Raw genomic sequence first — 24,737 nt, forward strand, 5'->3', positions numbered from 1 at the left:
AAAGGAGGCTCCGATGAAGCAGGTTCTGATCGTATGCCACCCCAGGGCCCGCAGCTTCACCATGGCCATGGCGGAGGCCTACGCCGCCGCGGCGCAGAATGAAGGCGGCGAGGTGATCGTGCGCGATCTCTACCGCCAGGGTTTCGATCCCCTGCTGCACGCCGAAGAACTGCCGAGCGATGAAGGCGCTCAGGCGCGTCCGGACGTGGTGGCCGAACGCGCGGTCATCGGCGACGCTGATGTCTTCGCCCTGTTCTATCCGCTTTGGTTCAATGCGCCGCCGGCCATGCTCAAGGGCTACATCGAGCGCGTGTTCGGCATGGGCTTCGGCTATTCGCGGTTCGGGCTCCAGGGCAATGAGCCGCTCCTTTCAGGTCGAAGACTGGTCAGCTTCACGAGTTCGGGCGCGCCGCAACATTGGGTGGAAAGCAGCGGTGCGTGGGACGCCATGCGCAAGCATTTCGACGATCATCTGGCGGCCGTCACGGGGCTGGAGCTCATCGGTCACCACAACATCGGCGGAGTGACGTCCGGCATGCGGGAGGACGTCGTGGAGCGACACGCGCAAGCGGCGGCCGCGACGGCCAGGCGTATCGCCCACGGCGGACGTTGATCCGCGACAGAGCGACGGGAGGTGTCGATGGGGCTCAAATTAATCATGGCGCTGGCGTCAGGATCCGGCGGGGACGAGCGCGCGGCGGCGTTCGCGGCCCGGCTTGCCGTGCAGCATGAGGCCAGGGCTGAAATCCTGCCGACCTACGCCAACGCCGCCGCCGACATGATTGGGCTGGGCGCGGCGTTGGGCGTCTCGCTTTCCCAGACATCGATCGATGAACTTCTCGCGGCTGAAAGCGAGGTGCTGCGTTATATCGAGAGGGACGCGCGGGCGGCCGCCGACGAGGCGGGAGCGGCTTTTGGGACGGGGGAGGGCGTGTCGCGTGTGGCGGTTCTCGGCCGAAGCCCTGGCCCGGTGCTGAGTCTTTGCCGTCAGACGGCATTGGCCGATCTGGTGGTTGTCGCCCATGACAACGCCGGCGCCAGTCCCATGCGTCGACACCTCGGGGAGTTGCTGTTGGGTTACGGCGCGCCGGTGCTGGTCGGACGAGGCGATCCCGACGGTCTCACAGGCGCGGCCGTCATCGCCTGGGACGGCAGCCCCCAGGCGGGCCGAGCGGTCCGCGCGGCCTTGCCGCTGCTGGCGAAGGCGAGCGCGGTGCATATCGCTCAGTGCGTCTCGGGGCTGGACGTCCAAGGCTGCGACCCCGACCCCGGTCGGCTGCAGACCTATCTCAAGCTTCACGGCGTGAAGGCGGGCGACGTCATCCAGGCCGAAGGAGCCGACGAAGGCGTCGCCCTGCTTGCGGCGGCGCAAAGCCGACAGGCCGGATTGTTCGTGGCCGGCGCTTGGGGCCGCTCCAGGGTTCAGGAGACCATTTTCGGCGGGGCGACCAGAACCTTCCTGCAGGAGAAAGACGGGCCCAGCCTTCTTCTGATGCATTGAGCGCGGCTGAGGTCCGCGCAACGAGCGTCCTGACGCTTTTCGGCGTCGCCGCCCCCGGACGAAAGGGCGGGATGCGTTCTGGAAACGCCGGAAGCTCTGTCGTCTCAGGCCGAGGCGAGACGCAGCAGACGGGAGTGTTTCAAAATCCGGAATTCACGACAGGAGACGAAGCCTATGACGTCCTCCTCATGAAAGCGGCTGAGAACGCGGGAGACGGTTTCCAACGCCAGACCCAGATAGTCCGCCATGTCCTGACGGCTCATGGGCAGGGCCACCCGATCTATAGGGCCCTCTCGGGCCAGCTCTAGCAGGAAGCTGGCGACCTTCTCTTCGGCGGAGCGACGGCCCAGCATGGCCAGGTGCTCATGCGCCCGGCTCAATTCTTGGCGGGCGGTCGCGATGATCGCCCTAGTCGTAGCGGCTTCCAGGCGGATCGCCCTGACTCGAGTGGGGCGCATGGCCTCGGCCGTGAAGAGACGTTCTTCGTCGGCCTCGAAACCGAAAAGGTCGCCGGCGTAGTAGAAGTCGCCGATCTGCCGTCGGCCGTCAGGGGAGTGTCTGACGGTCCGCACAGCGCCGGAGATCACCGTATAGAAGGAATGGGCCGGATCCCCTTCTGCATAGATCTGATCCCCGCAGGCGTAAGGGTGGACGACGCCCAACGTCTGTGGACGCCCCCTGATCGGAAAGAAGGAGGCGGAGATCGTTTCGCGCGCGTTGTCGAGTCGAGCCGTCATGTCGAAACTCGGGAGTGCAGGGAGCGCGATTATATTTAATATCACCTTGTGATGTGAACACGTTTCAGCGAGCCATGAGCAGACCCAAGGGACTGTCGGCCAGCTGGAACCGGCGACCGGAAATTGACCTTGATCATGCTGCGCGAGCGGAAGGGATGCTTGAGTGGAGGCCGTGCGGGGGCGCGGCCCCGCAGCCGGCGTCCCGAATAAGAGAGCCGTTTCGGGCGCGAGCGATTTCAGCCCTGCGGGTGAGAGATGGACGAGCGCCGGACAGATGAGGAGCTGCAAGGCCCGGGCGTTCGCAGACCGCGCCGTCTGGCGGCCGTCTTGGCGACGGTTCTGTGCGTGCTGCTCGTCGGAACAGGCGTCTACGTCTGGAACGTGCGTCCTTTGCGCGTCGTTGTCGCGCCCGCGCGCACAGGCGTTGCCATGGATGCGGTCTATGCATCGGGCGTTGTCGACTACGCCCGCCAGGCCAATATCGCCGCAGTGGTTTCCGCGCCCATCGTCGCGGTGGCCGTGACCGAAGGCGAGCGGGTGCGCCAGGGCCAGCTGTTGGCGAGGCTGGAGGACGGGCCGCAGGCCGCCGCCGCCGCTCAGCTGGAGGCCCAGGCCTCCCTCAGCCGCGCCGGCGCCTTGAGAGCGGAACGTCTCGCCCAGGCCGGCTTCGGTCCGCAGGCGGCGGCGCAGGACGCGCGATCGGAGCTGCGCGCGGCCGAAGCCGCGGCCCGCGGCGGCGCGGCGGCCTTGCGGTTCTACCGCGTCACGGCGCCGTTCGCCGGGGCCGTCATCCGTCGCGATGCGGAGCCCGGCAATCTGGCTACGCCCTCGACCATTCTTTTCACCATCGCCTCGCCCGACACCCTGCGGGTCACCGCCGAAGTCGACGAAAGAGACATAGAGGGCCTGCGGACCGGCGCGCTCGCCTTCGTCAGCGCCGACGGCCTGCCGGGGCAGGTCGTGCGCGGCCGGGTGGAGACGGTGACGCCGGCGGGCGATCCGGAGGCCCGCGTCTTTCGGGTGCGCATAGCCCTGCCGCGCGAGACGCTTCTGAGGCCGGGCATGACGGTCGACGTCAACATCGTCACTGGACTGAGACCTCGAGCCACCCTGATCCCCGAGGCCGCGGTGGATGCAGGGCGGGCCTGGGTGGTGATCGGGCGACAGGCTGAACCGCGCAAACTCCGAACCGGAGCGCGCGCCGCCGATTCGGTCGAGGTGATCTCGGGCGTCCGGCCTGGCGAGAACGTCATTATCAATCCGCCGCCCCGACTGCGGGCGGGACGAGCCGTCAAGGCGAGCGAGGCGCCATGAGGTCGGCGCTCTCGGTCCTGGTCGCCATCGCGGCGGCCCATCTGCGCATCCGGCTGCGCCAGACGGTCGTGGCGGTCGGCGGCGTCGCCATCGGCGTGGGCTTTTTCCTGGCCGTGTCGGGCATGATGAGCGGATCCCAGAAGGACTTCATCAAGACGCTGGTCGATTCCGCGCCTCATATCATCGTGACGGACGAGCGCAGGCGTCCGGCCCGGCAACCGGCCGCGACGGCCTTCCCCGACGGCGCGGTCGCCGTTCGTCACGCCACTCCCAGGGACGAGGTGCGCGGCCTGCGGAACTGGGCGGCCATGCTCGAGGACGTGCGCTCGCTTCCCGGCGCGGCGGCTGCGCCCGCTCTGGGCGGCGCCGTATCCCTGACCTTTGCCGGGCGAACCGCCGGCGTGGTGCTGACCGGCGTGGACCCCACGACGGAGGTCCAGGTCAGCCGTCTGACCGAAACCCTTGTCGGCGCCCGGCTGGAGGAGCTGCAGCAACGGCCGGACGGCATCATCATCTCGCGTCCCCTGGCGGCCCGCATCGGAGCAGAGATCGGCGACACCCTGGTCGTGACCGCGCCCGGAGGCCGGCTCCAGCGCATGAGGATCCTGGCCCTGGTCAATCCCGACGCGCGGGCAGGCCTCTATGCCGGCGACACGGCGGCCTACTGCCTCCTGCGAACGGCCCAGGTTCTTTTCGCGAGACCCAATATCGTCAATCAGATCCATGTCCGGCTTGCCGATCCCGCTCTGGCGGAACGTCAGGCCGACCTGTTCGAACAGAGATGGGACTATCGCTGGGAGTCCTGGCAGGAAAGGTCGAGGGAGGTTCTCGATCTCATCACGGTGCGCAACATCATCATGTACGCCGTCAGCGCCGCCATACTCATTGTCGCGGTGTTCGGGGTCTATACGGGCGTCTCGAACAGCGTGGCCGACAAGCGCAAGGATATCGCGATCCTGAGGGCCATCGGCTTCACGGCCGCAGACCTTCAGATCGTCTTTCTCATCGAGGGCCTGGCGGTGGCGGTCATCGGCGTGGCGGCCGGCTTCGTCCTAGGCACGGGTCTGCTCGAAGGTCTGGGCCGCATCCCCTTGAGGCTCGGCGGTCAGCCTCTGACCCTGCCGTTGGACCGAAGTCTTCTGCAGTATGTTCTCGCCGGAAGCGTTTGCCTTCTGAGCTCCCTCCTGGCGGCCTGGCTGCCGGCGCGTCGAGCCGCCATGGTCGATCCTGCGGTCATCCTGCGAGGCGCGGCATGACCTGTGTGCTGGAGACGAAGGGCGTGAGCCGGCGTCTGCCGGATCCCGACCCCGTGACGCTTGTCGATGCGGTGACGATGTCGGTTCAGCCGGGCGAGTTCCTGGCCATCGTCGGCCCGTCCGGATGCGGCAAGTCCTCGCTGCTTTATCTTCTGGGTTTGATCGACCGGCCGAGCCGGGGGGAGGTTCTGATCCAGGGCCGCGAAACCGCCGGTCTGAGCGAGCGGGAAAGGAGTCTGCTTCGCCTGGAGCAGATCGGCCTCGTGTTCCAGTTTCACTTCCTGATTCCGGAATTCACCGCGGCCGAAAACGTAGCCCTGCCCATGCGTCGGCTGGGGCGGCTGTCGCCGATGGCGGTGCGCAGACGCACTGACGAGCTTCTTTCCCTGGTAGGGCTGGATCGAGCAGGCGGACGGCGCCCAGACCGCCTGTCTGGCGGAGAGCGCCAGCGGGTGGCGATCGCGCGGGCCCTGGCCAATGATCCGCCTCTGCTGCTTTGCGATGAACCGACCGGCAACCTCGACAGCGCCAACACCCAGATCGTCGTGAACGAGTTCCAACGGCTGGCCACGGCCAATGATCGCGCCATCATCTGCGTCACGCACGATCCCTCCGTCGCCAGCGCGGCCCATAGGCGTCTCCATATGCTTGACGGGCGGATTCAGGCCTGACGCCCCTGCGGCTTGAGGTCTGCGAGCCCCTCAGCCCGCCCCTCATCGCGTTTGAGGAAGGTCTGGCTTATATAGCGCCCCTTCCGTCTCACCTGGGCCCGCCACGTTCCTGACGGGAGTTTCGAGTAGGTCGCCATTTCGTGCACGCTCTGGGTGCGTGAGGTGTCGAGACTCGGGCAAATGTCGCAACACGTCGCAAGTTCGAGTGCACACGTCGCCTTCCAACATTTTGATCTTAATGAAAATGCTGACAAATCAAGATCGTAGGTTGTCCGTGGCCCCGATGATGGACTGGACCGACCGCAATTGTCGGGCGTTTCATCGTGCGCTGAGCGCGCGCGCCCTGCTCTATACGGAGATGGTCACGGCGCCGGCGGTGATCCACGGCGACCGCGATCGCCTGCTGGGCTTCGACGCGGTCGAGCATCCGGTGGCGCTGCAACTGGGCGGGTCGGATCCGGCGCAGCTGGCCGAGGCGGCGAAGATCGGCGAGGCCTATGGCTATGACGAGATCAATCTGAACGTCGGCTGTCCGTCGGACCGGGTGCAGTCGGGCCGGTTCGGCGCCTGTCTGATGCGCGAGCCGGAACTGGTGGCCGACTGCATGGCGGCGATCAGGGAAGCCGTCAGCGTCCCGGCCACCGTCAAATGCCGCATCGGCGTCGATGATCAGGACCCGGAGGTCAGCCTGTTCGCCACCGTCGACGCCTCGGCGGCGGTGGGGATCGACAGCTTTGTCGTCCACGCGCGCAAGGCGTGGCTGAAGGGGCTGTCGCCCAAGGAGAACCGCGACGTGCCGCCGCTGGACTATGCGCTGGTGCGACGGTTGAAGCGCGAGCGGCCGCACCTGACCATCTGCATCAACGGCGGGATCGGCGATCTGGATCAGGCCGAGGCGCATCTGAAGGCCGACGACGGGGTGCAGCTGGACGGCGTCATGCTGGGCCGCGCCGCCTATCACGAGCCGGCGCTGATGGGACAGGTGGATCGCCGCATCTTCGGCGAGTCGACGCCCGACGTGGACGTGTTCGAGGCGCTGGAGCGTTACCGCCCCTATATGGCTGCGCGGCTCGACGAGGGCGCCAATCTGGCGAGCATGACACGGCACATGCTGGGCCTGATGCACGGCCGGGCCGGCGCGCGCGCCTTCCGTCGCATCCTGACCGTCGAGGGCGTGAAGCCCGGCGCGGGGCTGGAGGTCGTGGATCGCGCGGTCGAGGCCGTGCGCGAGGCCGAGGCGCGCAAGGCGGCCTGATTTGCGTTCTCCTCCCCACCCAGTGGGGAGGTGGCGCGCCGCCGAAGGCGACGTGACGGAGGGGCTGCTTGGTTCCGCCGTCATATGCCCCTCCACCACTTCGTGGTCCCCCTCCCCATTACATGGGAAGGAAAAGGCTGACGGCGCGATGGCGGACGGCTAAGCCATGGCTCATGGCCCTCCCCCTGTCCGAAATCGCCCTGATGCTCGCCGCCCTGGCTGGAGCCGGCGCAATCGCGGGCGTGATCGGCGGCCTGTTCGGCGTCGGCGGCGGCACGGTGCTGGTGCCGGCGCTGTTCTACGCCTTCTCGGTGCTGGGCGTGGGGGGCGAAAGCAATCTGCACGTCGCCATCGGCACCTCGCTGCTGACCATCGTGGCCACCTCGCTTCGGTCGCTGGCCACGCACCGCGCGCATGGGGCGGTGGACGAGCAGGTGCTGAAGACCTGGACGCCCTGGGTGGCGTTCGGGGGCCTGGTCGGGGCGGCGATCGCCGGCTTCACCTCGATGGAGGGGCTGGCCGTCGTCTACGGCGCCTGCCTGCTGCTGGTCGCGACGCAGATGGGATTGACGCCCGAGCGGTTCACCCTGCGAAAGGACCTGCCCACGGGCTGGGGGCGGCGCGGCGTGGGCACGGGCATCGGCCTGCTGTCGGCCATGATGGGCGTCGGCGGGGGCAGTCTGGGCGGCATGACCATGACCCTGTGCGGGCGGCCGATCCATCAGGCGGTGGCGACGGCCTCGGGCTTCGGCCTAGCCATCGGCGCGGCGGCGGCTCTGGGATTCGCCGTCTTCGGCTGGGACGCGCCGGGGCGGCCGCCGCTGTCGCTGGGCTACGTCAATGTGCCGGCGGCGGTGATCATGGGGCTGTTGACGGCGTTGACGGCGCCCTATGGCGCGCGGCTGGCGCATCGGCTGGATCGGAAGATGCTGCGCCGGGCCTTTGCGGTCTATCTGCTGCTGACGGCCTTGTCGGTGGTGCTGAAGGCGCTGTGACCACGATTAAGTAGATGCCCGCAGGCGGGCGCTAACACTTTGTCGAACAAGCGCGGGCTAGGAGCGAGGCTGAACCTCTCTCTCCCCGAGCCTTAGAGTCATGTTGCAGAACCTGTCGGTCCCCAAGAAGCTGATCCTGTCCTTCATGGCGGTGATCGCGGCGTGCGGGGCGGCGACCCTGATCGTCCTGTGGTGCGTGGCGTCCCTGCAGCGCGCCGATGCGGCGGACACGGCCTCGCGCGAGGTGATGAAGGCGTCGGACCGCCTGATGGCCGCCGCCGTAGAGCAGCAGAACGCCATGCGCGGCTATGTCGCCAGCCGCGATCCCGGCTTCATCGAGTCCTTCAACCAGGGCGGCGCCGACGTGAAGTCGCGGATGGCGGACCTGGCTGCGTCCGATGTCGAGGGCGCCTACGCCGCCGAACAGACGGCGCTGATCGCCGCCACGGCTGACTTCGAGAAGAGCGCGGAAGGCGTCATGGCCCTGGCGCGCGACCCGGCGACGCATCAGGAGGCCCTGGCTCAATTGGCCACGGCGGCGCGCCTGTCGGACATTCGCCAGGCGGTCGGTTCGATCCGCGACAAGGAGGCCGTTCACGCTCAGGCCCGCGCCGAGGCCAAGGCCTTCGCCTTCACTGAGGCCTATGTCGCCTTTGCTGTGGGCGGGGTGCTGGCCCTGGGCATCGCCGTGGGCGCGGCCCTGTGGCTGATCGGGGCGTTGAGCCGCCCTGTCGAGGCCATGACGCGCGCCATGACCCGTCTGGCCGGCGGCGATCTGAACGTCGCCATTCCGGCGATCGGCCGTCGCGACGAGATCGGCCGCATGGCCGACGCCGTCCTGACCTTCAAACAGAACGCCGAGGAGAAGGTGCGCCTGGAAGCCGAGGCCGAGGCCGCGCGCGCCGCCGCCGAAGCCGAACGCCAGGCCCAGGCCGAACGCGACGCCGAAGCCGCCCGCCAGCAGGCCCGCGTGGTCGAGGGCGTGGCCAAGGGGCTGGACCGGTTGTCGCACGGCCAACTGGCCTTCCGCCTCAATGATCCGTTCGCGCCTGAGTATGAGGGGCTGCGCACCGACTTCAACGCGGCGATGGACAAGCTGCAGGGCGTGATGCGGGTGATCGTCGAGCGCGCCGCCGCCATCGGCGCCAGCGCCCGTGAGATCTCACAGGCGTCCGACGACCTGTCGCGCCGCACCGAACAGCAGGCCGCCAGCCTGGAAGAAACCGCCGCCGCCCTGGAGCAGATCACCGCCACCGTAGCCCGTTCGGCCGAAGGGGCGATTGAGGCGGGCGGCGTGGTTCGCGGCGCCCAGTCTGAAGCCGTCGAAGGACAGGCCGTGGTGGGTCGCGCCATCGCCGCCATGGGCGAGATCGAACGCTCTTCCTCCGAGATCGGCGCCATCATCGGCGTGATCGACGAGATCGCCTTCCAGACCAACCTGCTGGCGCTGAACGCGGGCGTCGAGGCGGCGCGGGCGGGCGACGCGGGGCGCGGCTTCGCCGTTGTGGCGTCGGAGGTTCGCGCCCTGGCTCAGCGTTCGGCCTCGGCCGCCAAGGAGATCAAGACCCTGATCACCGAGTCGGGTCGTCAGGTCGGCGCGGGCGTGGCCCTGGTCGGCGACACCGGCCATGCGCTGGAGCGGATAGCCGGTCAGATCCAGCGCCTGACCGTCATCGCCGAAGAGATCGCCGCCTCCTCGCACGAGCAGTCCAGCGGCCTGCAGCAGGTCAACATCGCCGTGAACCAGATGGATCAGGTGACGCAGCAGAATGCGGCCATGGTCGAGGAATCGACCGCCGCCAGCCACGCCCTGGCCTCCGACGCGGTCGAGTTGGACCGCATGATGGGTCAGTTCGCTCTGGACGATGCGCGCGACCTGGATGCGCGCGGACGGATGGAAGCCCTGGCGCGAGCCGTGGCTTAAGCGCGGAATTCTCCCTCCCGATCATGGGAGGGGGAGGCGCGCGCTTTCCGCGCTTACGCGGCCGCCTTCAGCGTGACCGCGTCCAGAGCCTGGGTCAGGTCGGCCAGGATGTCGTCCTGATGCTCCAGCCCGACCGATAGGCGCAGCAGGCCGTCGGTGATGCCGGCCGTCACGCGCGCTTCGGGCGTCATGGCGGCGTGGGTCATGGTGGCCGGGTGGGCGACCAGGCTTTCGACCCCGCCCAGGGATTCGGCCAGGGTGAAGACCTCCAGCCGTTCGATCACCTGGCGCACCGCCTCGGTCCCGCCGTTCAGTTCGAAGCTGAGCATGGCGCCCGGCCCCGACTGTTGCCGCGCCGCCAGGTCGTGGCCAGGATGGCTGGTCAGGCCCGGATAGTGGACGGCCTTGACCGCCGGGTGCAGCTCCAGCACCGCCGCGACCAGGCCGGCCGTCGCCTGCTGGCGCTCGATGCGGGTGAACAGGGTCCGCAGGCCGCGCAGGGTCTGATAGGCGTCGAACGGCGAGCCGGTGACGCCCAGGCAGTTGGCCCACCAGGCCAGCTTTTCATGATCGGCCGGATCGGCCGCGACCACGGCGCCGCCGACCACGTCGGAATGGCCGTTGATGTATTTGGTGGTCGAGTGAACCACGATGTCGGCGCCCAGCTCCAACGGCCGTTGCAGGGCGGGCGACAGGAAGGTGTTGTCGCACGCCACCTTGGCCCCCACGGCATGGGCGCGGCGACAGACATCGGCGATGTCGGTGACGCGCAGCAGGGGGTTGGACGGGGTCTCGACCAGCACCAGCTTGCACCCGTCGGCCAGGGCGGCGTCCAGGGCGGCGCCGTCGTTCTGATCGACGAAGGCGACGCGGAAGTGGCCCTTTTTCGCGCGGGCGGTCAGCAGGCGGTGGGTGCCGCCGTAACAGTCATGCGGGGCGATCAGCAGGTCGTCCGGCTCCAGCAGGCTGAGCGGCAGGTCGACCGCCGCCATGCCGGTGGCGGTGATGACGGCGCCGGCGCCGCCTTCCAGCTCGGCCAGGGTCTCGGCCAGCACGTCGCGGGTCGGATTGCCCGAGCGCGAATAGTCGTATTTGCGCGGCTGGCCGAAGGCGGCGAAGGAATAGTTGGACGACAGATACAGCGCCGGCATGACCGCGCCGTGAGCCGTGTCCGTATCGACGCCCGAGCGGGCGGCGATGGTGCGGGGATCGGCGGGGCGGGCGCGGCTCATTGGTCGATGTCCTTCAGTACGGAGGTCAGGATGTCGGCGACCAGCTTGTCTTCCTTCAGGAAGGCGTCGTGGCCGTAGACGGAGGCGTGTTGTTCAAAGCGCCAGAGGTTGGGCAGGCGGTCGGCCAACTCCCTCATGTCCTCGATCGGGCACAGGCGGTCGGTGGTGAAGCCGATCAGGGTGACGGGGGCGGTGATGGCCTCGGGCTCGACGCGGTGGCGGTCGATGGAGTCCGACAGGCTGAGCCAGCGCGAGGGGGTGGTGCGGTCGCGATAGGCCCGGCCGCGCGCCTGCAGATAGTCGCACACCGGATAGGCCTGGCCCGCATGGCTGGGGGCTTCGGAATCGAAGCGGTCGCCGAATTCTTCCTGGGTGCGGTAGGTGGTCATGGCCAGTTCGCGCGCCAGGCCGACGGCCTGATCGATGCGGCCGGTCTCAAGACCCAGTTGCAGGATGCGGCGCTGGATGCCGCGCCAGGCCGTGGCCAGCGGGTGCGGGCGGTGGGCGGCGGACACCACCACCAGCTGCTCGGCCCAGTCGGGGAACAGCTCGCCGAAGGCCAGGGCGATCATGCCGCCGTAGGAACAGCCGATGAAGGCGGCGACCTTCTCGACGCCCAGATGGTCCAGCAGCAGGGCCAGCAGCCGCGCCTGATCCTGGGTAGTGATGGTCAGAGGGGTCTTGGCGTCCTTGACGCCTTCGCCGAATTCCGGCGCGAAATCAAAGGCCAGAACGCGGAAACGGGTCAGGTCGATCGGCGCGCGCACGCCCACGGCGCCGGACCACCAGCCCAGCCCCTTGGTCTCGGTGCGGTGGACGTAGCGGTCGGCGGAAATGCCGCCTGCGACCACGATCAGGGGAGCGTTGGCCTTGCCGTGCAGGCGGCCGATGACCCGCTTCTGGGTCAGGGTTCCGCCGAAATCCAGTTCGAAGTCGTCGGGGATCGCAACCGCGACGTCATGGGCGCCGTCGCGCTGAAGCAGCTCCGACGGACGGCGCGCGGCCCGGGCGCCGATCTGGGCGCCGCCCTTGGGCGCAGGCGCAGCGACGGAGGCCTTACAGGAAGGCTCTTCGGTGGTTTCGGTGGAAATCAGGGCCAGGGTCATCGCATCACTCAAAGGTTCGGCTCACCGGCGAAACCCATGCGTGACAGACCTGTGGCGCGTCGCCTTATCGACGCTCCACCCATCTCTCGCGGTCCTTTCAGGCAAGCCCGAAGAACCCCGCAGGAGTTGGCACCGTTTCGGGCGGAACCCGATGGTTGCCCCGGCGTCAAAGGGCCTAATCCCTCAGCCGGTCTTGATGAGTGGGCTTACGGTGCGGTTGCGAAGAGCGCCGGTCAAGCGAAAAATTTCACCCCATTTCGTCGCTGGTGGCACATGTCGGTGGCGAAAACGGCGCCTGGTGGCGGTGTTGTGAAAAATTCTTTCGAGACGGGGTTGACGCGGCGCGGCGCCCTGGCTCACTCTAAGGCACGATTTTCAACCGGACGCCGCCTGTGCCTTACCGCCTCGCCAACATGAAGACGACCGCGATCGCCGCCTCGGCGACGGGCCTCTTCGCGTCCATGATTACGACCACCGGTACCACCACCATGCCCTTGCGGGCGGGGACCGGATGATGCGCGCCGTCTAGGCGAGAAAACGCAAAAACCGATCACCCGCCCGGACCTCCGGGCGGGTTTTTTATTGGCCGAACCCACCTCGATCACCCCCCACCCCTCCCGAAATCCTCCCAGACCCAGCCTTCAGGAAACCGCCCATGCCCGCCTCTCTCGCCCTCGTCGCCGATCAGTCGAAACCGGTCGAAGCCCTCGCTTCCGCCGCCGAAGTGGTGGTGCTGAAGTTCGGCTCCTCGGTCCTGCGCGACGCGTCCCAGGCCCCTGCGGTCGCCAGCGAAATCTACGGCCACGTCCGCGCCGGCCGTAAGGTTGTGGCGGTGGTCTCGGCCCTGGCCGGACAGACGGATCAGCTGCTGGCCGACGCCCGCAGCTTGGGTCTGGATCACGAGAACGAGTTGTTGCCCGCCTATGTCGTGCTGGGCGAGGAAAAAGCCGCCGCCCTGGTCGCCGTCGCCTGCGATCGGGTGGGACTGGACGCCGTCGGCCTGTCGGTGCGCGAACTGGGCATCGTCGCCGAAGGCCCGGCCCAGCACGCCCGTCCCGTGTCGCTGAAGGGCGAGCGTCTGCATCAGGCCCTGGCCGAGCATGAGGTGGTGGTGGTTCCGGGCTTCGGCGCGGTGCGTTCGAACGGCCGGGTGGCCCTGCTGGGCCGCGGCGGATCGGACCTGACGGCGGTGGTGCTGGCCGCCGAACTGGGCCTGAAGCGGGTGCGGTTGGTGAAGGACGTCGACGGCCTCTACGACCGCGATCCGGCCTCGGAAACGGGCACGCCGCTGCGCTATCGCCGGGCCAGCTGGGACACGGCGCGTCAGGTCGGCGGCGCCCTGGTCCAGCACGATGCGATCGACCTGGCCGAGGCGCGCGGCGTCGATATCGAGGTCGCCGCCCTGGGCCGCGCCGAGGGCACGATCGTCGGCGAACGCGGCGCCCCTCCCGGCCCGGTGCAGGCGGCGGCGCCGTTGAAGGTCGCCGTGGCCGGCTGCGGGGTCGTCGGCGGCGGCCTGCTCAGCCGCCTGCTGCCGGACAGTCGCTTTGAAGTGGTCGGCGTCCTGGTCCGCAACCCTTTGAAAAAGCGTGACGTATCGGCACCCGCCGAACTGTTCACCAATGACGTCGAAGCCCTGCTGGCCAAGAAGCCGGATCTGGTGCTGGAGGCCTTGTCCGAGGGCGAGGCGGGTCACGCCCTGATCCGCCGTGCGCTGGAGGCGGGCTGCGACGTGGTCAGCGCCAACAAACAGGCCGTGGCCCGTGATCCCAAGGGGCTTCAGGCCCTGGCCGACGCCAACGGCTGTCGCGTCGCCTGGTCGGCCTCGGTCGGCGGCGGCTCGCCGATGATCGAGACGCTGCGCGCGGCTCGCGCCGCCGGTCCGGTCGCCGGTTTCGAGGCGGTGCTGAACGGCACGGTCAACTTCATGCTGCAACGTCTGGGCGAGGGGGCGACCTTCTCGGACGCCCTGGCCGACGCCCGCGCCGCCGGATTCGCTGAGGAAGACCCGTCTTCGGACCTGGAGGGCTTTGACGCCGCCGCCAAGGTCAAGCTGCTGTCGTTTGAAGCGTTCGGCCGTTCGCCCGACGACCTGCCGCGCGATGTGCTGGCGGCGGAAACGGTGCTGGGCGATCGACCGGTACGCCAGATCGGCGCCTGTTTCGAGCGCGACGGCGAACTGGCCCCCTATGTCCGTCTTGACGGCGAACTGGAAGACGCGCTCTTCCTGTCGCTGAACGGAGAGCGCAACGCCTTGAAGGTCTATGGTCAGGACGGCCGGGTGTGGACGTGCAAGGGGCGCGGCGCCGGGCGCTGGGCCACGACCGAGAGCGTCCTGGCCGATGTGGCCGATGTCATGCGCGCCCGCCGCGCCGCTGCGGAGCTTGTCTAGTCATGGCCGTCTTCACGCCCGTCACGCCGCAACAGGCCGACGACTATCTCATGCGCTACCCTCTCGGCGGGCTGGTCGAACTGACCCCGATCGCCGAGGGGGTCGAGAACACCAACTATCGTCTGGTGACGGAGAAGGGCGCCTATGTCCTGACCCTGTTCGAGGGGCGGACCGAGGCCTCGGCCCTGCCGTTCTGCCTGGGCCTGACCGGGCGGTTGGCGGCGCAGGGCTTCCCGACGCCCGCGCCCGTCGCGGATAATCGAGGCCAGGTGATCGGCCGTCTGAACGATCGCGCCGCCGCCATCGTCGAATGGACGCCCGGCGCCTGGAAGCGCCAGCCGACGGACAAGGATCAGTACCGCGCCGGTCAGGTTCTGGCCCTGCTGCATCTGGACGCGGCCGACTATGGCGGCGTGCGCGAGAACCCGGTCGGGCCGCGCGCCTGGGCGGACCTGGCCGCACGTTGCGATACGGTGGCCAGAGGCGAGGACCGCCGGATGCTGGAGCAGATGCAGCGCCTGCTGCCCGATCTGGCCCGGCCGTGGAGCGATCCGGCCTTGCCGCGCGGGCCGATCCACGCCGACTACTTCCCCGACAATGTCCTGTTCGCGACGAATGAGCATGGGGCGACGGATGTCGGCGGGGTGATCGACTTCTATTTCGCCTGCGTCGACGTGCTGGCCTATGACCTGGCCATCGCGCTGAGCGCCTGGGGGTTCGACGCCGAGGGGCGGCCCATGCCCTCGGCCCTGCGCGCCTTCCAGAAGGGCTATGAGTCGGTGCGGCCCCTGTCGGACGCCGAGCGCCAGGCCCTGCCGGAACTCGGCGCGGCGGCGGCGGTGCGCTTCACCCTGACGCGTCTGCACGACCGCCTGTTCCACGACCCTTCCAACCTGGTCACGCCCAAGGATCCGGCGCCCTTCTTCCGGCGGCTGGACTACTGGAAGGCGGCGGAGCCGGCTTAGGCGCATCGGAGAGAGTATCGGCTAGACAGGCGCGAGCTGATGTTGGCGTATTCGTGGTTTCCAGCCAAGGGTATCACGATGGTCTGCTTTCGCCTGCCTCTAGTGGTTTTGTTTGTCGGAGCGAATCTCGCTTCGACGGCCTCCTTGGCGTCTTCAATATCCTTACAGGACGTGTCGGCGGCCCATATCCTGCAACTTCTTGATCTTACTTCGTTCCAGAACTCGACGGGGCCGTCGCGAGAAGCTGGCCGTAGACGCCCACGCGATTGGTCCTTCACGCAGATGAACGTTGCAGATGGTGTCGCAACGCTGGAGCGGCCGAATGATTGGGCATTGAGTTTGCGCATCATCCGAATAACGCCAGACGGCGTCATCGCTTGTTTTCAGGATCGCGCCCTGAATGGCGGATCATACGCGACCCAGTCGGCGCTTCGAGTTGTCGGCGACAGCTTGGCCGGATACCGCGTTGCCGAAGAGGGGCTTGTCGAACCGACCTGTTCGACGCTACCCGGCCAAGGCTGAAACTGGACTGTTTCTTACCCGGCGAACCCCTTCACCGCCGCCAGGGCCGCTTCGGGCGTGTTCTCGATCACCGTCAGGCGCTCCGGCCGGTCGCCGAGGGCGCGGATGACGGGGGCCGGTTCCGGCTCGGCGCCGATGACGTCAGAGACGAAGGCGCCGAACTTGGACGGGTGGGCGGTGGACAGGGCGACGATCGGCGCGCCGTTGCGGTCTAGGCGGCGCGCGGCGGCCAGGGCGACCGCCGTGTGCGGGCAGACGACGCGGCCCCAGGCGGCGTGGGCGTGGGCGATTTCGACCTTGGTCGTGGCCTCGTCGACCGAGACGGCCGACACCTCGGCGCGCAGGGCGGCCAGCAGGTCGGAGGACAGGGCGACAGACCCCTCGCGGGCGAAGGTCTCGAATACGGCGCGGGTCGTCTCGGCGTCGCGGCCGGAGGCTTCATAGACCAGCCGTTCAAAATTGGACGGCGCCTGAACGTCCATCGAGACGCTGCCGCTCTCGACCGCCGGGCGGCGGGCGTAGACGCCGTCGTTGATGGCGCGGGCCAGGGCGTCGTTCTGGTTGACGGCGGCGACGAAACCGGCGGCGGGCAGGCCCATCTTCCTGGCGGCGATCCCGGCGAAGGCGTCGCCGAAATTGCCGGTCGGCACCACGAAGGTCGCGGCCTGACCCAGCTGGGCGGTGGCCGAGACGTAATAGGGAATCTGACCCGCCAGACGGCCCCAGTTGATCGAGTTGACCGAGGACAGGCGGCCCTGTTCGCGCAAGGATTCCTCGGCCAGCAGCCCCTTCACCAGACGCTGGCAGTCGTCGAAGTCGCCGCGCACGGCTAGGTTCAGGACGTTGTCGGCCTGGACCGTCGTCATCTGCTTGCGCTGCACCGGCGAGACGCGGTCCAGCGGGTGCAGGACGATCAGCTTGATGCGTTCGGCGCCCGCAAAGGCGCGCACGGCGGCGGCGCCGGTGTCGCCGCTGGTGGCGGTCAGCAGGGTCAGGGTCTCGCCCGTCGCGGCCAGGGCCTCGTCCGATAAGGCGGCGACCAACTGCATGGCCAGATCCTTGAACGCCGCCGTGGGGCCGTGGAACAGCTCCAGTACGAACAGGCCCGGCTCCAGCTCGACCAGGGGCGTCACCAGCGGATGGTCGAAGCCCTTGGTCAGGCGTTCCAGTGCGCGGTCCAGCGCGCCCGCAGGCAGGGCGTCGCCGATGAAGGGCGCCGTCGCCGCCTTGGCGATCTCGGCGTAGCCGCGGCCGGGACGTGTCGCGTCGGCGGGCAGGGAGGGCCAGGCCTGCGGCATGTAGAGGCCGCCGTCCGGCGCGATGCCGCGCAACAGGGCGTCGCTGAAGCGGGGGGGAGCGGCGTCGCCGCGCGTCGAGATGTAGCGATCAGGGGAGGTCGTCATATCGGGGTCGTTTCTATCCGCGATCCAGCGCTTCGTCATGATTATTTTGCGAATGCGAAAGGAATTTTCGCGCGATGACGCAACAACCTGGCTCAGTCGACGACGGGCGTGCGCCTTGATCACGCGGCGCCGGAAAAGGGGCTGGCGTCGCGCGGCCGCCCGGTTCATGTCAGACGAATGAACCGCCGTACCCTTCTCATTCGCGCCGGGGCCGCCGCCGCCGCCGTCGGCGGCGGGCTGTGGCTGAAAGATCATGTGCTGTGGCGGCGACCCAGCGTGACCTTCGGCGCCGACGGGACGAGCGGCTGGTTGGGTTTCGTCGCGCCACGGACCCTGTTGCCGACGGTGCGGGTGCGGCTGGCGGGGCGGGAGTTGACCGCCCTGATCGACAGCGGGGCGCAGTATTCGGTGATCGATCGACGGCTGGTGGCGGAGCTGGGGCTGGACGACCTCTTCGACATGCCGCTGATCGCCTATGGCGTGGATGGGCGCCCCCAGATGGGGCGAGGCGTGACGCTGGATCTGGCGGTTGGGACGGCGCGCGTGGGGCGTCTACGCGCGGGCATACTGGACCTGGGACCGTTGGGGGGCGACGAGGGATTGGGCGCGCCGCTGATCCTGGGCCAGGATTTGCTGATGGAGGCGGCGCTGGAGATGGACCTGCGTCGACGGCGGTTGCGGCTGCTTGACGAGGCCCGGACGGCGCTGGCGCCCGCCTACCGGCCCTTGCCTGTTCGGCGCTCGGGCACGGCTCTGATCGCCGAGGTCGTGGTCGAGGGCGCGCCGGTCAGGGCGGTGGTGGACACCGGCTCGTCTTCGCTTCTGGCGCTCAGCGACGAGGCGGCGCGGACCGCGGGCCTGCTGGACGGACGGCCCGAGCAGTCGGGGTCCAGCATCGTCCTAGGCGGGGTTGCCAGGACGCGGATGGTCCGGGCGCAAAGCGTGGCGCTGGGCGGCGAGGCGTGGCGCAATGTGGCGACCGCCGTCTACGTCGGCCGGGCGCTGCCCAACTACCCCGAGGCCCTGCTGGGCATGGAGGCTTTCGCCGGGCGGAACGTTATTTTGAACTTGGGCGACGGACGGCTGCACCTCGCGCCGTTGATGGATGTGACCATTGTTTAGTTTTGATAGGTTTCCATCTGAAAAATCCGTTTCATCCGCGGCCTGAAGGGGGATAAGCGGCCCGTATGACCGCCCTGCCGCCTCGCATGACATCAGTGTCGCCCAATCAACGTCTGGAGAGCCTGGATCTCCTGCGCGGGTTCGCCCTGTGCGGCATCCTGTTGGTCAACATCATGATGATGGGCGGACTCTGGGGGCAGTATCATCCGGAGTTGCCGCCGACCCTGGCCAATCCCGACTGGTCGGCGTGGATCATCCAGCACCTGTTCGTGCAGGGCTCGATGCGAGGCCTGTTCACCCTGCTGTTCGGGGCGGGGATGCTGCTGATCACCCTGCGCGGCGAAGACGGGCGCGGGACGATCCAGGCGGCCGACGTCTACTTCCGGCGCTGCATGGCCTTGTTGGCGCTGGGCGTGTTCAACGCCACCGTCCTGCTGTTTCCGGGGGACATTCTCTATGTCTACGGCCTGTCGGGATTCTTGCTGTTCGTCTTTCGCGCGGTTCGGCCGCGCACGCTGATCGCCCTGTCGGCCGCTCTGCTTCTGCTGTTGACGCTCGAGTCGGCCGTGGTCGGCGCCTATCAGGCCATGGAGGCGCGACGCGGCGCTGAGCTGGCCAGTCAGGTCGAGACCGGGGCCGCCCTGTCGGTCGAGGACGCCGAGGCGCTGAAGCTCCATGTCCGCGCGCAAGAGGCGCAGACCCTGACGCCCGAGACCATCGTCGAGGAAACGGCCGCACGCACGGGAAGCGTCGTCGGTCTGTTGAAATGGAGCGTACGCACCTGGTTGGATTATGCGGCGTCCAGCTACACCATCACCCTGGTCATTGAATCGGTCGCCTTCATGCTGCTGGGCATGGCGCTGTTCAAGCTGGGGGTGTTGGGCGGGGCGCGGTCGCTCGGCTTCTATCTGGCGCTGGCCGGGGGCGGTTACGCCCTGGGTCTGGCGGTGAACGGCGCTCAGGCCGTGATGTTGTGGACCAGCCAGTTCTCGTCCGAGTCCTGGACGGCGCAGACCAGCTATGAACTGGGTCGCTGCGCCATGACCCTGGGACACGTGGGCCTGCTTCTGTCGCTGTGGAAGATGAACGCGCTGGGCTTCGTGGGGCGCGCCCTAAGGAATTTGGGGCGCATGGCCCTGACCAACTATCTGGCCCAGTCGGCGATCGCGGGCCTGCTGTTCTATGGCCTGGACCTGTGGGGCAGGCTGGACTGGTGGGGCCTGTGGGGCGTGGCGGCGGGTATCTGGGTGTTCCAGATGGTTTTCAGCGCCCTGTGGCTGCGGGTTTTCAGCATGGGGCCGCTGGAATGGGCGCTGCGCTGGTTCGCCTATGGACGGCCCTCGCCCCTGAGGCGCGCGAAGGCCGTCTGACGTTTCGGGTTTAGAGCTGGGCGAAGGTGTCGCAGGCGGCGGGGTCGCCCGTCTGATAGCCGCGCTGCAGCCACTCGACCCGCTGGGCCGAAGAGCCGTGGGTGAAGCTTTCCGGCGAGACGCGGCCGCCGCCGCGGCGTTGCAGGGCGTCGTCGCCGATGGCCTGGGCCGTCTTCATGCCTTCCTCCAGATCGCCCGGCTCCAGCGCCACCTGACCGTTCGACACGGCGGCGGCGTTGCTGGCCCAGACCCCGGCGTAGCAGTCGGCTTGAAGCTCCAGAGCGACGGAATAGTGGTTGCCCTCGGCCTGCGACCGCGCCGATTGCTGGGCGCGCTGCACCTGCTGGCTGGCGCCGGTCAGGGTCTGGACGTGGTGGCCGAATTCATGGGCGATGACATAGGCCTTGGCGAAATCCGCGCCGGACGCGCCCAGCTTGCTTTCCATCTCGCGCCAGAAGCTGAGGTCCAGATAGACCTTCTGATCAGCCGGGCAGTAGAAGGGCCCCATCGCCGCCTGGCCGTAGCCGCAGCCGGTCTGGGTGCCTTGCTCATACAGGACGGTGGTCGGCGGGGTGTAGCCGCGCAGCTTGGTCTTCCACACGTCGTTGATGTTGGAGCCGATGACTTCGACGAATTGGCCGTCCTGATCCCCTGGCGAGCCCATCTGGCCCTGCTGCTCGGCCTGACCGGCGCCGCCGAACTGGCTGGCCAACTGCTGGGTGGTGTTCGGGTCGATGCCGAAGACGAAATAGCCGATGGCCGCCAGCACCAGCACGCCGATGCCGCCGCCCGCGACCGCGCCGCCGCCCATGCCGCGCCGGTCTTCGATCCCGCCGCCGCGCCGTCCGCCTTGCCAACGCATCTGTCGCTCTCCGCTTTCGTCGTCTGCTCCGAAGCTAGGCTGAAACGCAGGCGCAGGTGAAGAGATGCAAATGTAACGCTGTGGTTCAGTGCGGCGGACGGCTCAGCCAGGCGTCGATCTCCGTCACGCCGGGCGCGGTCTGGTCGAGCGGCGGCGTCAGGGTCGCCGGCGCGGGCAGGGTTGTCGGGCGCGGCGCATAGGCCGTCGCAGGCGGCGTCGCTGGGGCCGGCGATCGCGCGGCTTCAAGCCGCTGCAATGTCTGACTGGTCTGAAGCCTCATGCGGGCGGCCTCGGCCTCACGCTGGTCGGCCTGAAGGCGCAGACGCTCCATGGCCTGAGCGTGCTGTTCGGCGCGGGCGATGTGGGGATCGTAACCCGCAGGGGGAGGGCCGGGCCAGCCGGGCCAGGTCTGGGCCTGCGCCGACAAGGGGGCGGCGCAGAGCAACAGGGTCAGGACGAACAGGCGCGTCATGCCCATACAGATGGGTGCGTTACGCCTCGCCGCCAAGCGAGGCTTTATCGCGGCTCAGATCGCGAAGCTGACGCCGCAGCCGCAGCTGGAGGCGGCGTTGGGATTGCGGATCACGAACTGGGCGCCCGCCAGTTCGTCCACGAAGGCGATCTCGGAATCCTTCAGGAAGGGGATGGAGACGGGGTCGATCACCACGGCCTGCCCGTCGCGACGCACCACCAGATCGTCCGCCTCGGGACCATCGACCAGTTCGAAGCGATACTGGAAGCCCGAACAGCCGCCGCCGTCGACGGCGACGCGCAGCAGGACCGGCTTGCCTTCCGCCTCGGACAGTCGGGCCAGACGGCGCGCGCCGCTTTCGGCCAGGACAATGCCCTCGGGCGACCGGGTTGCGACCGACAGCGACAGGTCGCGAACTGATTCTGTAGATTGGACGGTGCTCACGGCCCTCTATATGAGGGGCCGACAGGCGTTCGCAAAGGCCTGTCGCCATCACGAAGTCCTGCCGCCTTGAGCCAGACCCGCGCCCCCTACGCCGAAAACCCCGCGGAAAGCCGCGGCCGCCATGTTTTCGAGCCCGCCAGCCGCACCCGCACCGCCTTCGCCCGCGACCGCGATCGCATCATCCACGCCACCGCCTTCCGCCGCCTGAAGGAGAAGACCCAGGTCTTCGTGGCGCATGAGGGCGACCACTATAGAACCCGGCTGACGCACAGCCTGGAGGTGGCGCAGATCGCCCGCTCGCTGGCCCACGCCCTGCGGCTGGACGACGATCTGGCCGAGACGGTGGCCCTGGCCCACGACCTGGGTCACCCGCCGTTCAGCCATGCGGGCGAGGACGAACTGCACGAACAGATGAAGGCGTTCGGCGGCTTTGATCACAACGTCCAGAGCTTCCGCGTCGTGACCGAGCTGGAGACCCGCTATCCCGGCTTCCCCGGCCTGAACCTCAGCTGGGAGACGGTCGAGGGCGTGGTCAAGCACAACGGCCCGGTGGCGCACCTGCTGACGGACCCGGCATGGAAGGCGGTCGCCGCCTATGCGCCGGGCGGGGCGGCCGACTGGGACTTGCGTCTGGGCACCTTCGCTTCGCTTGAGGCCCAGTGCGCGGCCATCGCCGACGACATCGCCTACAACAACCACGACGTGGACGACGGGGTGCAGGCGGGGCTGTTCAGCCTGTCCGATCTGGCCGACGTGCCGCTGATCGGACGCTGTATCGCCAGCGCGCGCGCCGACTGGCCCGCCATCGACGAGCGGATGCTGCGGCTTGAAGCCGTGCGCCGCATGATCGGCGTCATGGTCGACGACGTTCTGGCCGAGACGGAGGCCCGTCTGGCCAAGCACCGCATCGAGACGGTCGAGGACGTCCGCAACGCGCCCGAGACCCTGGTGCAGTTCTCAAGCGGCATGATGGCGGAACTGGCGGTGTTGCGCCGCTTCCTGTTCGAGCGGATGTATCGCCATTACCGCGTCAACCGCACCCGCAGCCAGGCGCGCCGGGTGCTGGCCCAGCTGTTCCAGCTGTTCATGGCCGAGCCGGAGGTGATGCCGCCGGAATGGCAGGCCTCGGCCCTGACCGACGACCGGGACGCGCGGGCGCGGGCGGTGTGCGACTACATCGCCGGTATGACAGATCGTTACGCTATCGAGGTCCACAGGAAGCTGTTCAGCCTCGACCTCGCCCTCGATCTGTGATTCGAGAAGGGCTTCACGGCGCGTTAGACTGAGCGCCGACGCGCGCCGATTCGCGCGCGTGTCCCACGACCATCAAGGCGCGACCCAATGTCCTACGACGACGATCACCGAGGCAACCCTAACGCCGGCCGCGACCGGGGCGCCTATACGCCGCCGACCGACGACGACCTGCCCTTCACGCGCGGCGGCTATGACCCGCGCCGGGCCCCGGCCGCCAAGTCGCCGCCGATCACCCTGATCATCAGCGCGGTCGTGCTGCTGCTGCTGATCGTGGCGGTGGTGGTCTTCTATCGCTCGGGCGTGCGTTCCTCGACGGACGCGCCGCCCGCCGTCGGCACGCCGGTCGAGAGCATGAAGGTCGAGGCTCCGCTGGACGCCCAGCCGGTTGACCCGGAAGCGGACATCCGCGTCTATCGCGACGGCGGCGCCCCGACCGACGCCGCGCCGACCTTCACCCCCGGCCCGGAAGAGGTGCTGCCGCGTCCCGCGCCGACGACCCCGGCCGTGCCGGTCGAATCCTCGTCCCTGCCGCCCCCCGCGCCTGCGCCGGCTACCAAGGCTCCGGCCGCGCCTGCGCCCGCAACCCCCGCTCCGGCGACCAAGGCTCCGGCGCCCGCTCCGGCCGCGACGGGCGGATCGTCGGGCGTGCAGATCGGCGCCTTCTCCTCGACCGCCATCGCCGACCGCGAGTACGCCGCCGTCGCCGCCCGCTTCGGCCAGTACGCCTCGGGCGCCGAGAAGCGCGTGCAGGAAGTCACCGCCGCCAACGGCTCGACCGTCTACCGCACCACCTTCACCGGCATGAGCCGTGATCGCGCCGTCGCCTTCTGCAATGCGCTGAAGGCTGCGGGCCGCGACTGCATCGTCCGCTAAGGATCGCGCAAGCATGACCTCCGCCGCCATCTACGGTTGTTCCGGCCACCGGCTGACGGCGGAGGAACGCGCCTTCTACGCCGAGGCCAAGCCCTGGGGCTTCATCCTGTTCCGCCGCAATGTGGACAGCCCCGAACAGGTGAAGGCGCTGGTCTCCGAACTGCGCGACAGCGTGGGCCGCGACGACGCGCCCGTTTTGATCGATCAGGAGGGCGGCCGGGTCCAGCGCCTCGGCCCGCCGCACTGGCCGAAATATCCGCCGGGCGCCGCCTATCTGAGGGCGACCAACGACCCGGCGTCGGCGCGCGAGCTGGTGCGTCTGGGCGCGCGGCTGATCGCCCATGACCTCCGTGAACTGGGAATTACCGTCGACTGCGCGCCGGTGCTGGACGTGCCGGTGCCGGGCGCCCACGACATCATCGGCGACCGCGCCTACGCCCAGGATCCGGCGACCGTGACCCAGCTGGGCCGCGCCGCCGCCGAGGGGCTGCTGGCCGGCGGCGTCTTGCCGATCATCAAGCACATTCCCGGCCACGGCCGCGCCTTCTCGGACAGCCACCACGACCTGCCGGTGGTCGACACGGCGATCGAGGAACTGGACGCCTGGGACTTCGCGCCGTTCAAGGCCTTGTCGGACATGCCGATGGCGATGACGGCCCACGTCGTCTTCACCGCCGTCGACGCCAAACGCCCGGCTACGACCTCCAAGAAGGCGATCCGCCTGATGCGCGAGCGGCTGGGCTTTTCCGGCCTGATCCTGTCGGACGACCTGTCGATGCAGGCCCTGTCGGGCACGCTGACAGAGCGCGCCGAACAGTCGTTGAAGGCGGGCTGCGACGTCGTGCTTCACTGCAACGGCGACCTGAAGGAAATGGCCGCCGTCGCCGACGGAACGAAGAAGCTGAAGGGCGAGGCCAAGCGCCGCGCCGAGGCTGCGCTGAACCGCATCGTCCGCGCGTCCGAGCCGCTGGACGTCGCCGAGGGCCGCGCCCGGCTGGAGGCGGCCCTGACCGGCCGCTTCGACGCCGCCAAGGGGCCTGACGTCGGCGAGGCGCAGGCCTAGGGCC

At 68.7% G+C, this 24,737-nt stretch carries 23 protein-coding genes and 1 riboswitch; of the genes, 16 read left to right on the forward strand and 7 right to left on the reverse strand.

Annotation, left to right across the window (positions count from 1 at the left end):
* Positions 1–13: 13 nt before the first annotated feature.
* Together BJP32_RS06710 and BJP32_RS06715 are read left to right on the forward strand one after the other, a co-directional pair.
* Entirely contained in the window at positions 14–613 is a 600-nt protein-coding gene (locus BJP32_RS06710) for an NAD(P)H-dependent oxidoreductase (protein WP_076223416.1), read from the forward strand.
* 27 nt (positions 614–640) lie between these two features.
* On the forward strand, positions 641–1,501 hold the full coding sequence (locus BJP32_RS06715) for a universal stress protein (RefSeq protein ID WP_052747944.1): 861 nt from the start codon (positions 641–643) through the stop codon (positions 1,499–1,501).
* A gap of 104 nt (positions 1,502–1,605) precedes the next feature.
* Here BJP32_RS06715 and BJP32_RS06720 read toward each other — a convergent pair whose 3' ends face one another.
* A complete protein-coding gene (locus BJP32_RS06720) occupies positions 1,606–2,526 on the reverse strand; it encodes a helix-turn-helix domain-containing protein (RefSeq protein ID WP_158043299.1) in 921 nt (306 codons plus the stop codon).
* A gap of 39 nt (positions 2,527–2,565) precedes the next feature.
* Between BJP32_RS06720 and BJP32_RS06725 the strand changes: the two genes are divergently transcribed.
* From BJP32_RS06725 to BJP32_RS06750, 6 genes are all read left to right on the forward strand, one after another.
* Positions 2,566–3,552, forward strand: coding sequence for an efflux RND transporter periplasmic adaptor subunit (locus tag BJP32_RS06725; RefSeq protein WP_158043300.1), 987 nt, complete (start codon positions 2,566–2,568; stop codon positions 3,550–3,552).
* Positions 3,549–4,808: an FtsX-like permease family protein gene (locus BJP32_RS06730; RefSeq protein WP_076223418.1), complete on the forward strand. Its 1,260-nt coding sequence runs from the start codon at positions 3,549–3,551 to the stop codon at positions 4,806–4,808. Before BJP32_RS06725 ends, BJP32_RS06730 begins: the two co-directional genes overlap by 4 nt.
* A 23-nt stretch (positions 4,809–4,831) precedes the next feature.
* Entirely contained in the window at positions 4,832–5,479 is a 648-nt protein-coding gene (locus tag BJP32_RS06735; protein WP_233126756.1) for an ABC transporter ATP-binding protein, read from the forward strand.
* Positions 5,480–5,723: 244 nt separating this feature from the next.
* Positions 5,724–6,734, forward strand: a complete 1,011-nt coding sequence (dusA, locus tag BJP32_RS06740; protein ID WP_076223422.1) for a tRNA dihydrouridine(20/20a) synthase DusA — start codon at positions 5,724–5,726, stop codon at positions 6,732–6,734.
* 173 nt (positions 6,735–6,907) lie between these two features.
* A complete protein-coding gene (locus tag BJP32_RS06745) occupies positions 6,908–7,729 on the forward strand; it encodes a sulfite exporter TauE/SafE family protein (RefSeq protein WP_076223423.1) in 822 nt (273 codons plus the stop codon).
* A 100-nt stretch (positions 7,730–7,829) separates the two neighbouring features.
* Entirely contained in the window at positions 7,830–9,653 is a 1,824-nt protein-coding gene (locus BJP32_RS06750; RefSeq protein ID WP_076223425.1) for a methyl-accepting chemotaxis protein, read from the forward strand.
* Between the two features lie 53 nt (positions 9,654–9,706).
* Here the strand turns inward: BJP32_RS06750 and metB are convergent, their stop codons facing one another.
* Both metB and BJP32_RS06760 read right to left on the reverse strand, forming a co-directional pair.
* On the reverse strand, positions 9,707–10,885 hold the full coding sequence (gene metB / locus BJP32_RS06755) for a cystathionine gamma-synthase (RefSeq protein WP_076223427.1): 1,179 nt from the start codon (positions 10,883–10,885) through the stop codon (positions 9,707–9,709).
* Positions 10,882–11,991 carry a homoserine O-succinyltransferase gene (locus tag BJP32_RS06760; RefSeq protein WP_076223428.1) on the reverse strand — a complete coding sequence of 370 codons (1,110 nt, stop codon included), beginning with the start codon at positions 11,989–11,991 and terminating at the stop codon, positions 10,882–10,884. Before BJP32_RS06760 ends, metB begins: the two co-directional genes overlap by 4 nt.
* Positions 11,992–12,067: 76 nt before the next feature.
* Positions 12,068–12,194, reverse strand: a riboswitch (SAM riboswitch).
* 452 nt (positions 12,195–12,646) lie between these two features.
* Here BJP32_RS06760 and BJP32_RS06765 point away from each other — a divergent pair.
* From BJP32_RS06765 to BJP32_RS17110, 3 genes are read left to right on the forward strand one after another with little or no spacing between them, the layout of a single operon-like run.
* On the forward strand, positions 12,647–14,383 hold the full coding sequence (locus BJP32_RS06765; RefSeq protein WP_076223430.1) for a homoserine dehydrogenase: 1,737 nt from the start codon (positions 12,647–12,649) through the stop codon (positions 14,381–14,383).
* A 2-nt stretch (positions 14,384–14,385) separates the two neighbouring features.
* Positions 14,386–15,348 (forward strand): homoserine kinase, encoded by a 963-nt coding sequence (locus tag BJP32_RS06770; protein ID WP_076223432.1) that lies wholly within the window; start codon positions 14,386–14,388, stop codon positions 15,346–15,348.
* A gap of 39 nt (positions 15,349–15,387) precedes the next feature.
* Positions 15,388–15,870 (forward strand): hypothetical protein, encoded by a 483-nt coding sequence (locus BJP32_RS17110; protein ID WP_143255435.1) that lies wholly within the window; start codon positions 15,388–15,390, stop codon positions 15,868–15,870.
* Positions 15,871–15,884: 14 nt separating this feature from the next.
* Here the strand turns inward: BJP32_RS17110 and thrC are convergent, their stop codons facing one another.
* A complete protein-coding gene (thrC, locus tag BJP32_RS06775; protein ID WP_076223553.1) occupies positions 15,885–17,273 on the reverse strand; it encodes a threonine synthase in 1,389 nt (462 codons plus the stop codon).
* A 177-nt stretch (positions 17,274–17,450) separates the two neighbouring features.
* Between thrC and BJP32_RS06780 the strand changes: the two genes are divergently transcribed.
* Positions 17,451–18,395: an aspartyl protease family protein gene (locus BJP32_RS06780; protein WP_076223433.1), complete on the forward strand. Its 945-nt coding sequence runs from the start codon at positions 17,451–17,453 to the stop codon at positions 18,393–18,395.
* A 65-nt stretch (positions 18,396–18,460) separates the two neighbouring features.
* Entirely contained in the window at positions 18,461–19,765 is a 1,305-nt protein-coding gene (locus BJP32_RS06785) for a DUF418 domain-containing protein (RefSeq protein WP_076223435.1), read from the forward strand.
* A gap of 10 nt (positions 19,766–19,775) precedes the next feature.
* Here BJP32_RS06785 and BJP32_RS06790 read toward each other — a convergent pair whose 3' ends face one another.
* The 3 genes from BJP32_RS06790 to BJP32_RS06800 all read right to left on the reverse strand — a co-directional run bounded on the left by BJP32_RS06790 (position 19,776) and on the right by BJP32_RS06800 (position 21,501).
* Positions 19,776–20,627, reverse strand: coding sequence for a neutral zinc metallopeptidase (locus tag BJP32_RS06790; RefSeq protein WP_076223437.1), 852 nt, complete (start codon positions 20,625–20,627; stop codon positions 19,776–19,778).
* Positions 20,628–20,712: 85 nt separating this feature from the next.
* Complete coding sequence (locus BJP32_RS06795) at positions 20,713–21,099, reverse strand: hypothetical protein (RefSeq protein ID WP_233126758.1); 387 nt, start codon at positions 21,097–21,099, stop codon at positions 20,713–20,715.
* A 54-nt stretch (positions 21,100–21,153) separates the two neighbouring features.
* A complete protein-coding gene (locus BJP32_RS06800) occupies positions 21,154–21,501 on the reverse strand; it encodes an iron-sulfur cluster assembly accessory protein (protein ID WP_198935268.1) in 348 nt (115 codons plus the stop codon).
* A gap of 108 nt (positions 21,502–21,609) precedes the next feature.
* Between BJP32_RS06800 and BJP32_RS06805 the strand changes: the two genes are divergently transcribed.
* The 3 genes from BJP32_RS06805 (at position 21,610) to nagZ (ending at position 24,733) form a co-directional block, all read left to right on the forward strand.
* A complete protein-coding gene (locus tag BJP32_RS06805) occupies positions 21,610–22,797 on the forward strand; it encodes a deoxyguanosinetriphosphate triphosphohydrolase (protein WP_046651762.1) in 1,188 nt (395 codons plus the stop codon).
* Positions 22,798–22,884: 87 nt separating this feature from the next.
* Positions 22,885–23,670 carry an SPOR domain-containing protein gene (locus BJP32_RS06810; protein ID WP_046651761.1) on the forward strand — a complete coding sequence of 262 codons (786 nt, stop codon included), beginning with the start codon at positions 22,885–22,887 and terminating at the stop codon, positions 23,668–23,670.
* A gap of 13 nt (positions 23,671–23,683) precedes the next feature.
* On the forward strand, positions 23,684–24,733 hold the full coding sequence (gene nagZ / locus BJP32_RS06815; RefSeq protein WP_076223440.1) for a beta-N-acetylhexosaminidase: 1,050 nt from the start codon (positions 23,684–23,686) through the stop codon (positions 24,731–24,733).
* Positions 24,734–24,737 lie beyond the last annotated feature (4 nt).

The sequence above is a fragment of the Brevundimonas sp. ZS04 genome, from assembly GCF_001956865.1.
In the GTDB taxonomy this organism is placed as follows: domain Bacteria; phylum Pseudomonadota; class Alphaproteobacteria; order Caulobacterales; family Caulobacteraceae; genus Brevundimonas; species Brevundimonas diminuta.

Coding starts and splice junctions, on each gene's coding strand:
- BJP32_RS06765 (WP_076223430.1), top strand. CDS start 12,647: ATGCCCGCCTCTCTCGCCCTCGTCGCCGATCAGTCGAAACCGGTCGAA.
- BJP32_RS06750 (WP_076223425.1), top strand. CDS start 7,830: ATGTTGCAGAACCTGTCGGTCCCCAAGAAGCTGATCCTGTCCTTCATG.
- metB (WP_076223427.1), bottom strand. CDS start 10,885: ATGAGCCGCGCCCGCCCCGCCGATCCCCGCACCATCGCCGCCCGCTCG.
- BJP32_RS06760 (WP_076223428.1), bottom strand. CDS start 11,991: ATGACCCTGGCCCTGATTTCCACCGAAACCACCGAAGAGCCTTCCTGT.
- BJP32_RS06710 (WP_076223416.1), top strand. CDS start 14: ATGAAGCAGGTTCTGATCGTATGCCACCCCAGGGCCCGCAGCTTCACC.
- dusA (WP_076223422.1), top strand. CDS start 5,724: ATGCTGACAAATCAAGATCGTAGGTTGTCCGTGGCCCCGATGATGGAC.
- BJP32_RS06770 (WP_076223432.1), top strand. CDS start 14,386: ATGGCCGTCTTCACGCCCGTCACGCCGCAACAGGCCGACGACTATCTC.
- BJP32_RS06780 (WP_076223433.1), top strand. CDS start 17,451: ATGAACCGCCGTACCCTTCTCATTCGCGCCGGGGCCGCCGCCGCCGCC.
- BJP32_RS06810 (WP_046651761.1), top strand. CDS start 22,885: ATGTCCTACGACGACGATCACCGAGGCAACCCTAACGCCGGCCGCGAC.
- BJP32_RS06730 (WP_076223418.1), top strand. CDS start 3,549: ATGAGGTCGGCGCTCTCGGTCCTGGTCGCCATCGCGGCGGCCCATCTG.
- BJP32_RS06795 (WP_233126758.1), bottom strand. CDS start 21,099: ATGACGCGCCTGTTCGTCCTGACCCTGTTGCTCTGCGCCGCCCCCTTG.
- nagZ (WP_076223440.1), top strand. CDS start 23,684: ATGACCTCCGCCGCCATCTACGGTTGTTCCGGCCACCGGCTGACGGCG.
- BJP32_RS06715 (WP_052747944.1), top strand. CDS start 641: ATGGGGCTCAAATTAATCATGGCGCTGGCGTCAGGATCCGGCGGGGAC.
- BJP32_RS06785 (WP_076223435.1), top strand. CDS start 18,461: ATGACCGCCCTGCCGCCTCGCATGACATCAGTGTCGCCCAATCAACGT.
- thrC (WP_076223553.1), bottom strand. CDS start 17,273: ATGACGACCTCCCCTGATCGCTACATCTCGACGCGCGGCGACGCCGCT.
- BJP32_RS06790 (WP_076223437.1), bottom strand. CDS start 20,627: ATGCGTTGGCAAGGCGGACGGCGCGGCGGCGGGATCGAAGACCGGCGC.
- BJP32_RS06745 (WP_076223423.1), top strand. CDS start 6,908: ATGGCCCTCCCCCTGTCCGAAATCGCCCTGATGCTCGCCGCCCTGGCT.
- BJP32_RS17110 (WP_143255435.1), top strand. CDS start 15,388: ATGTTGGCGTATTCGTGGTTTCCAGCCAAGGGTATCACGATGGTCTGC.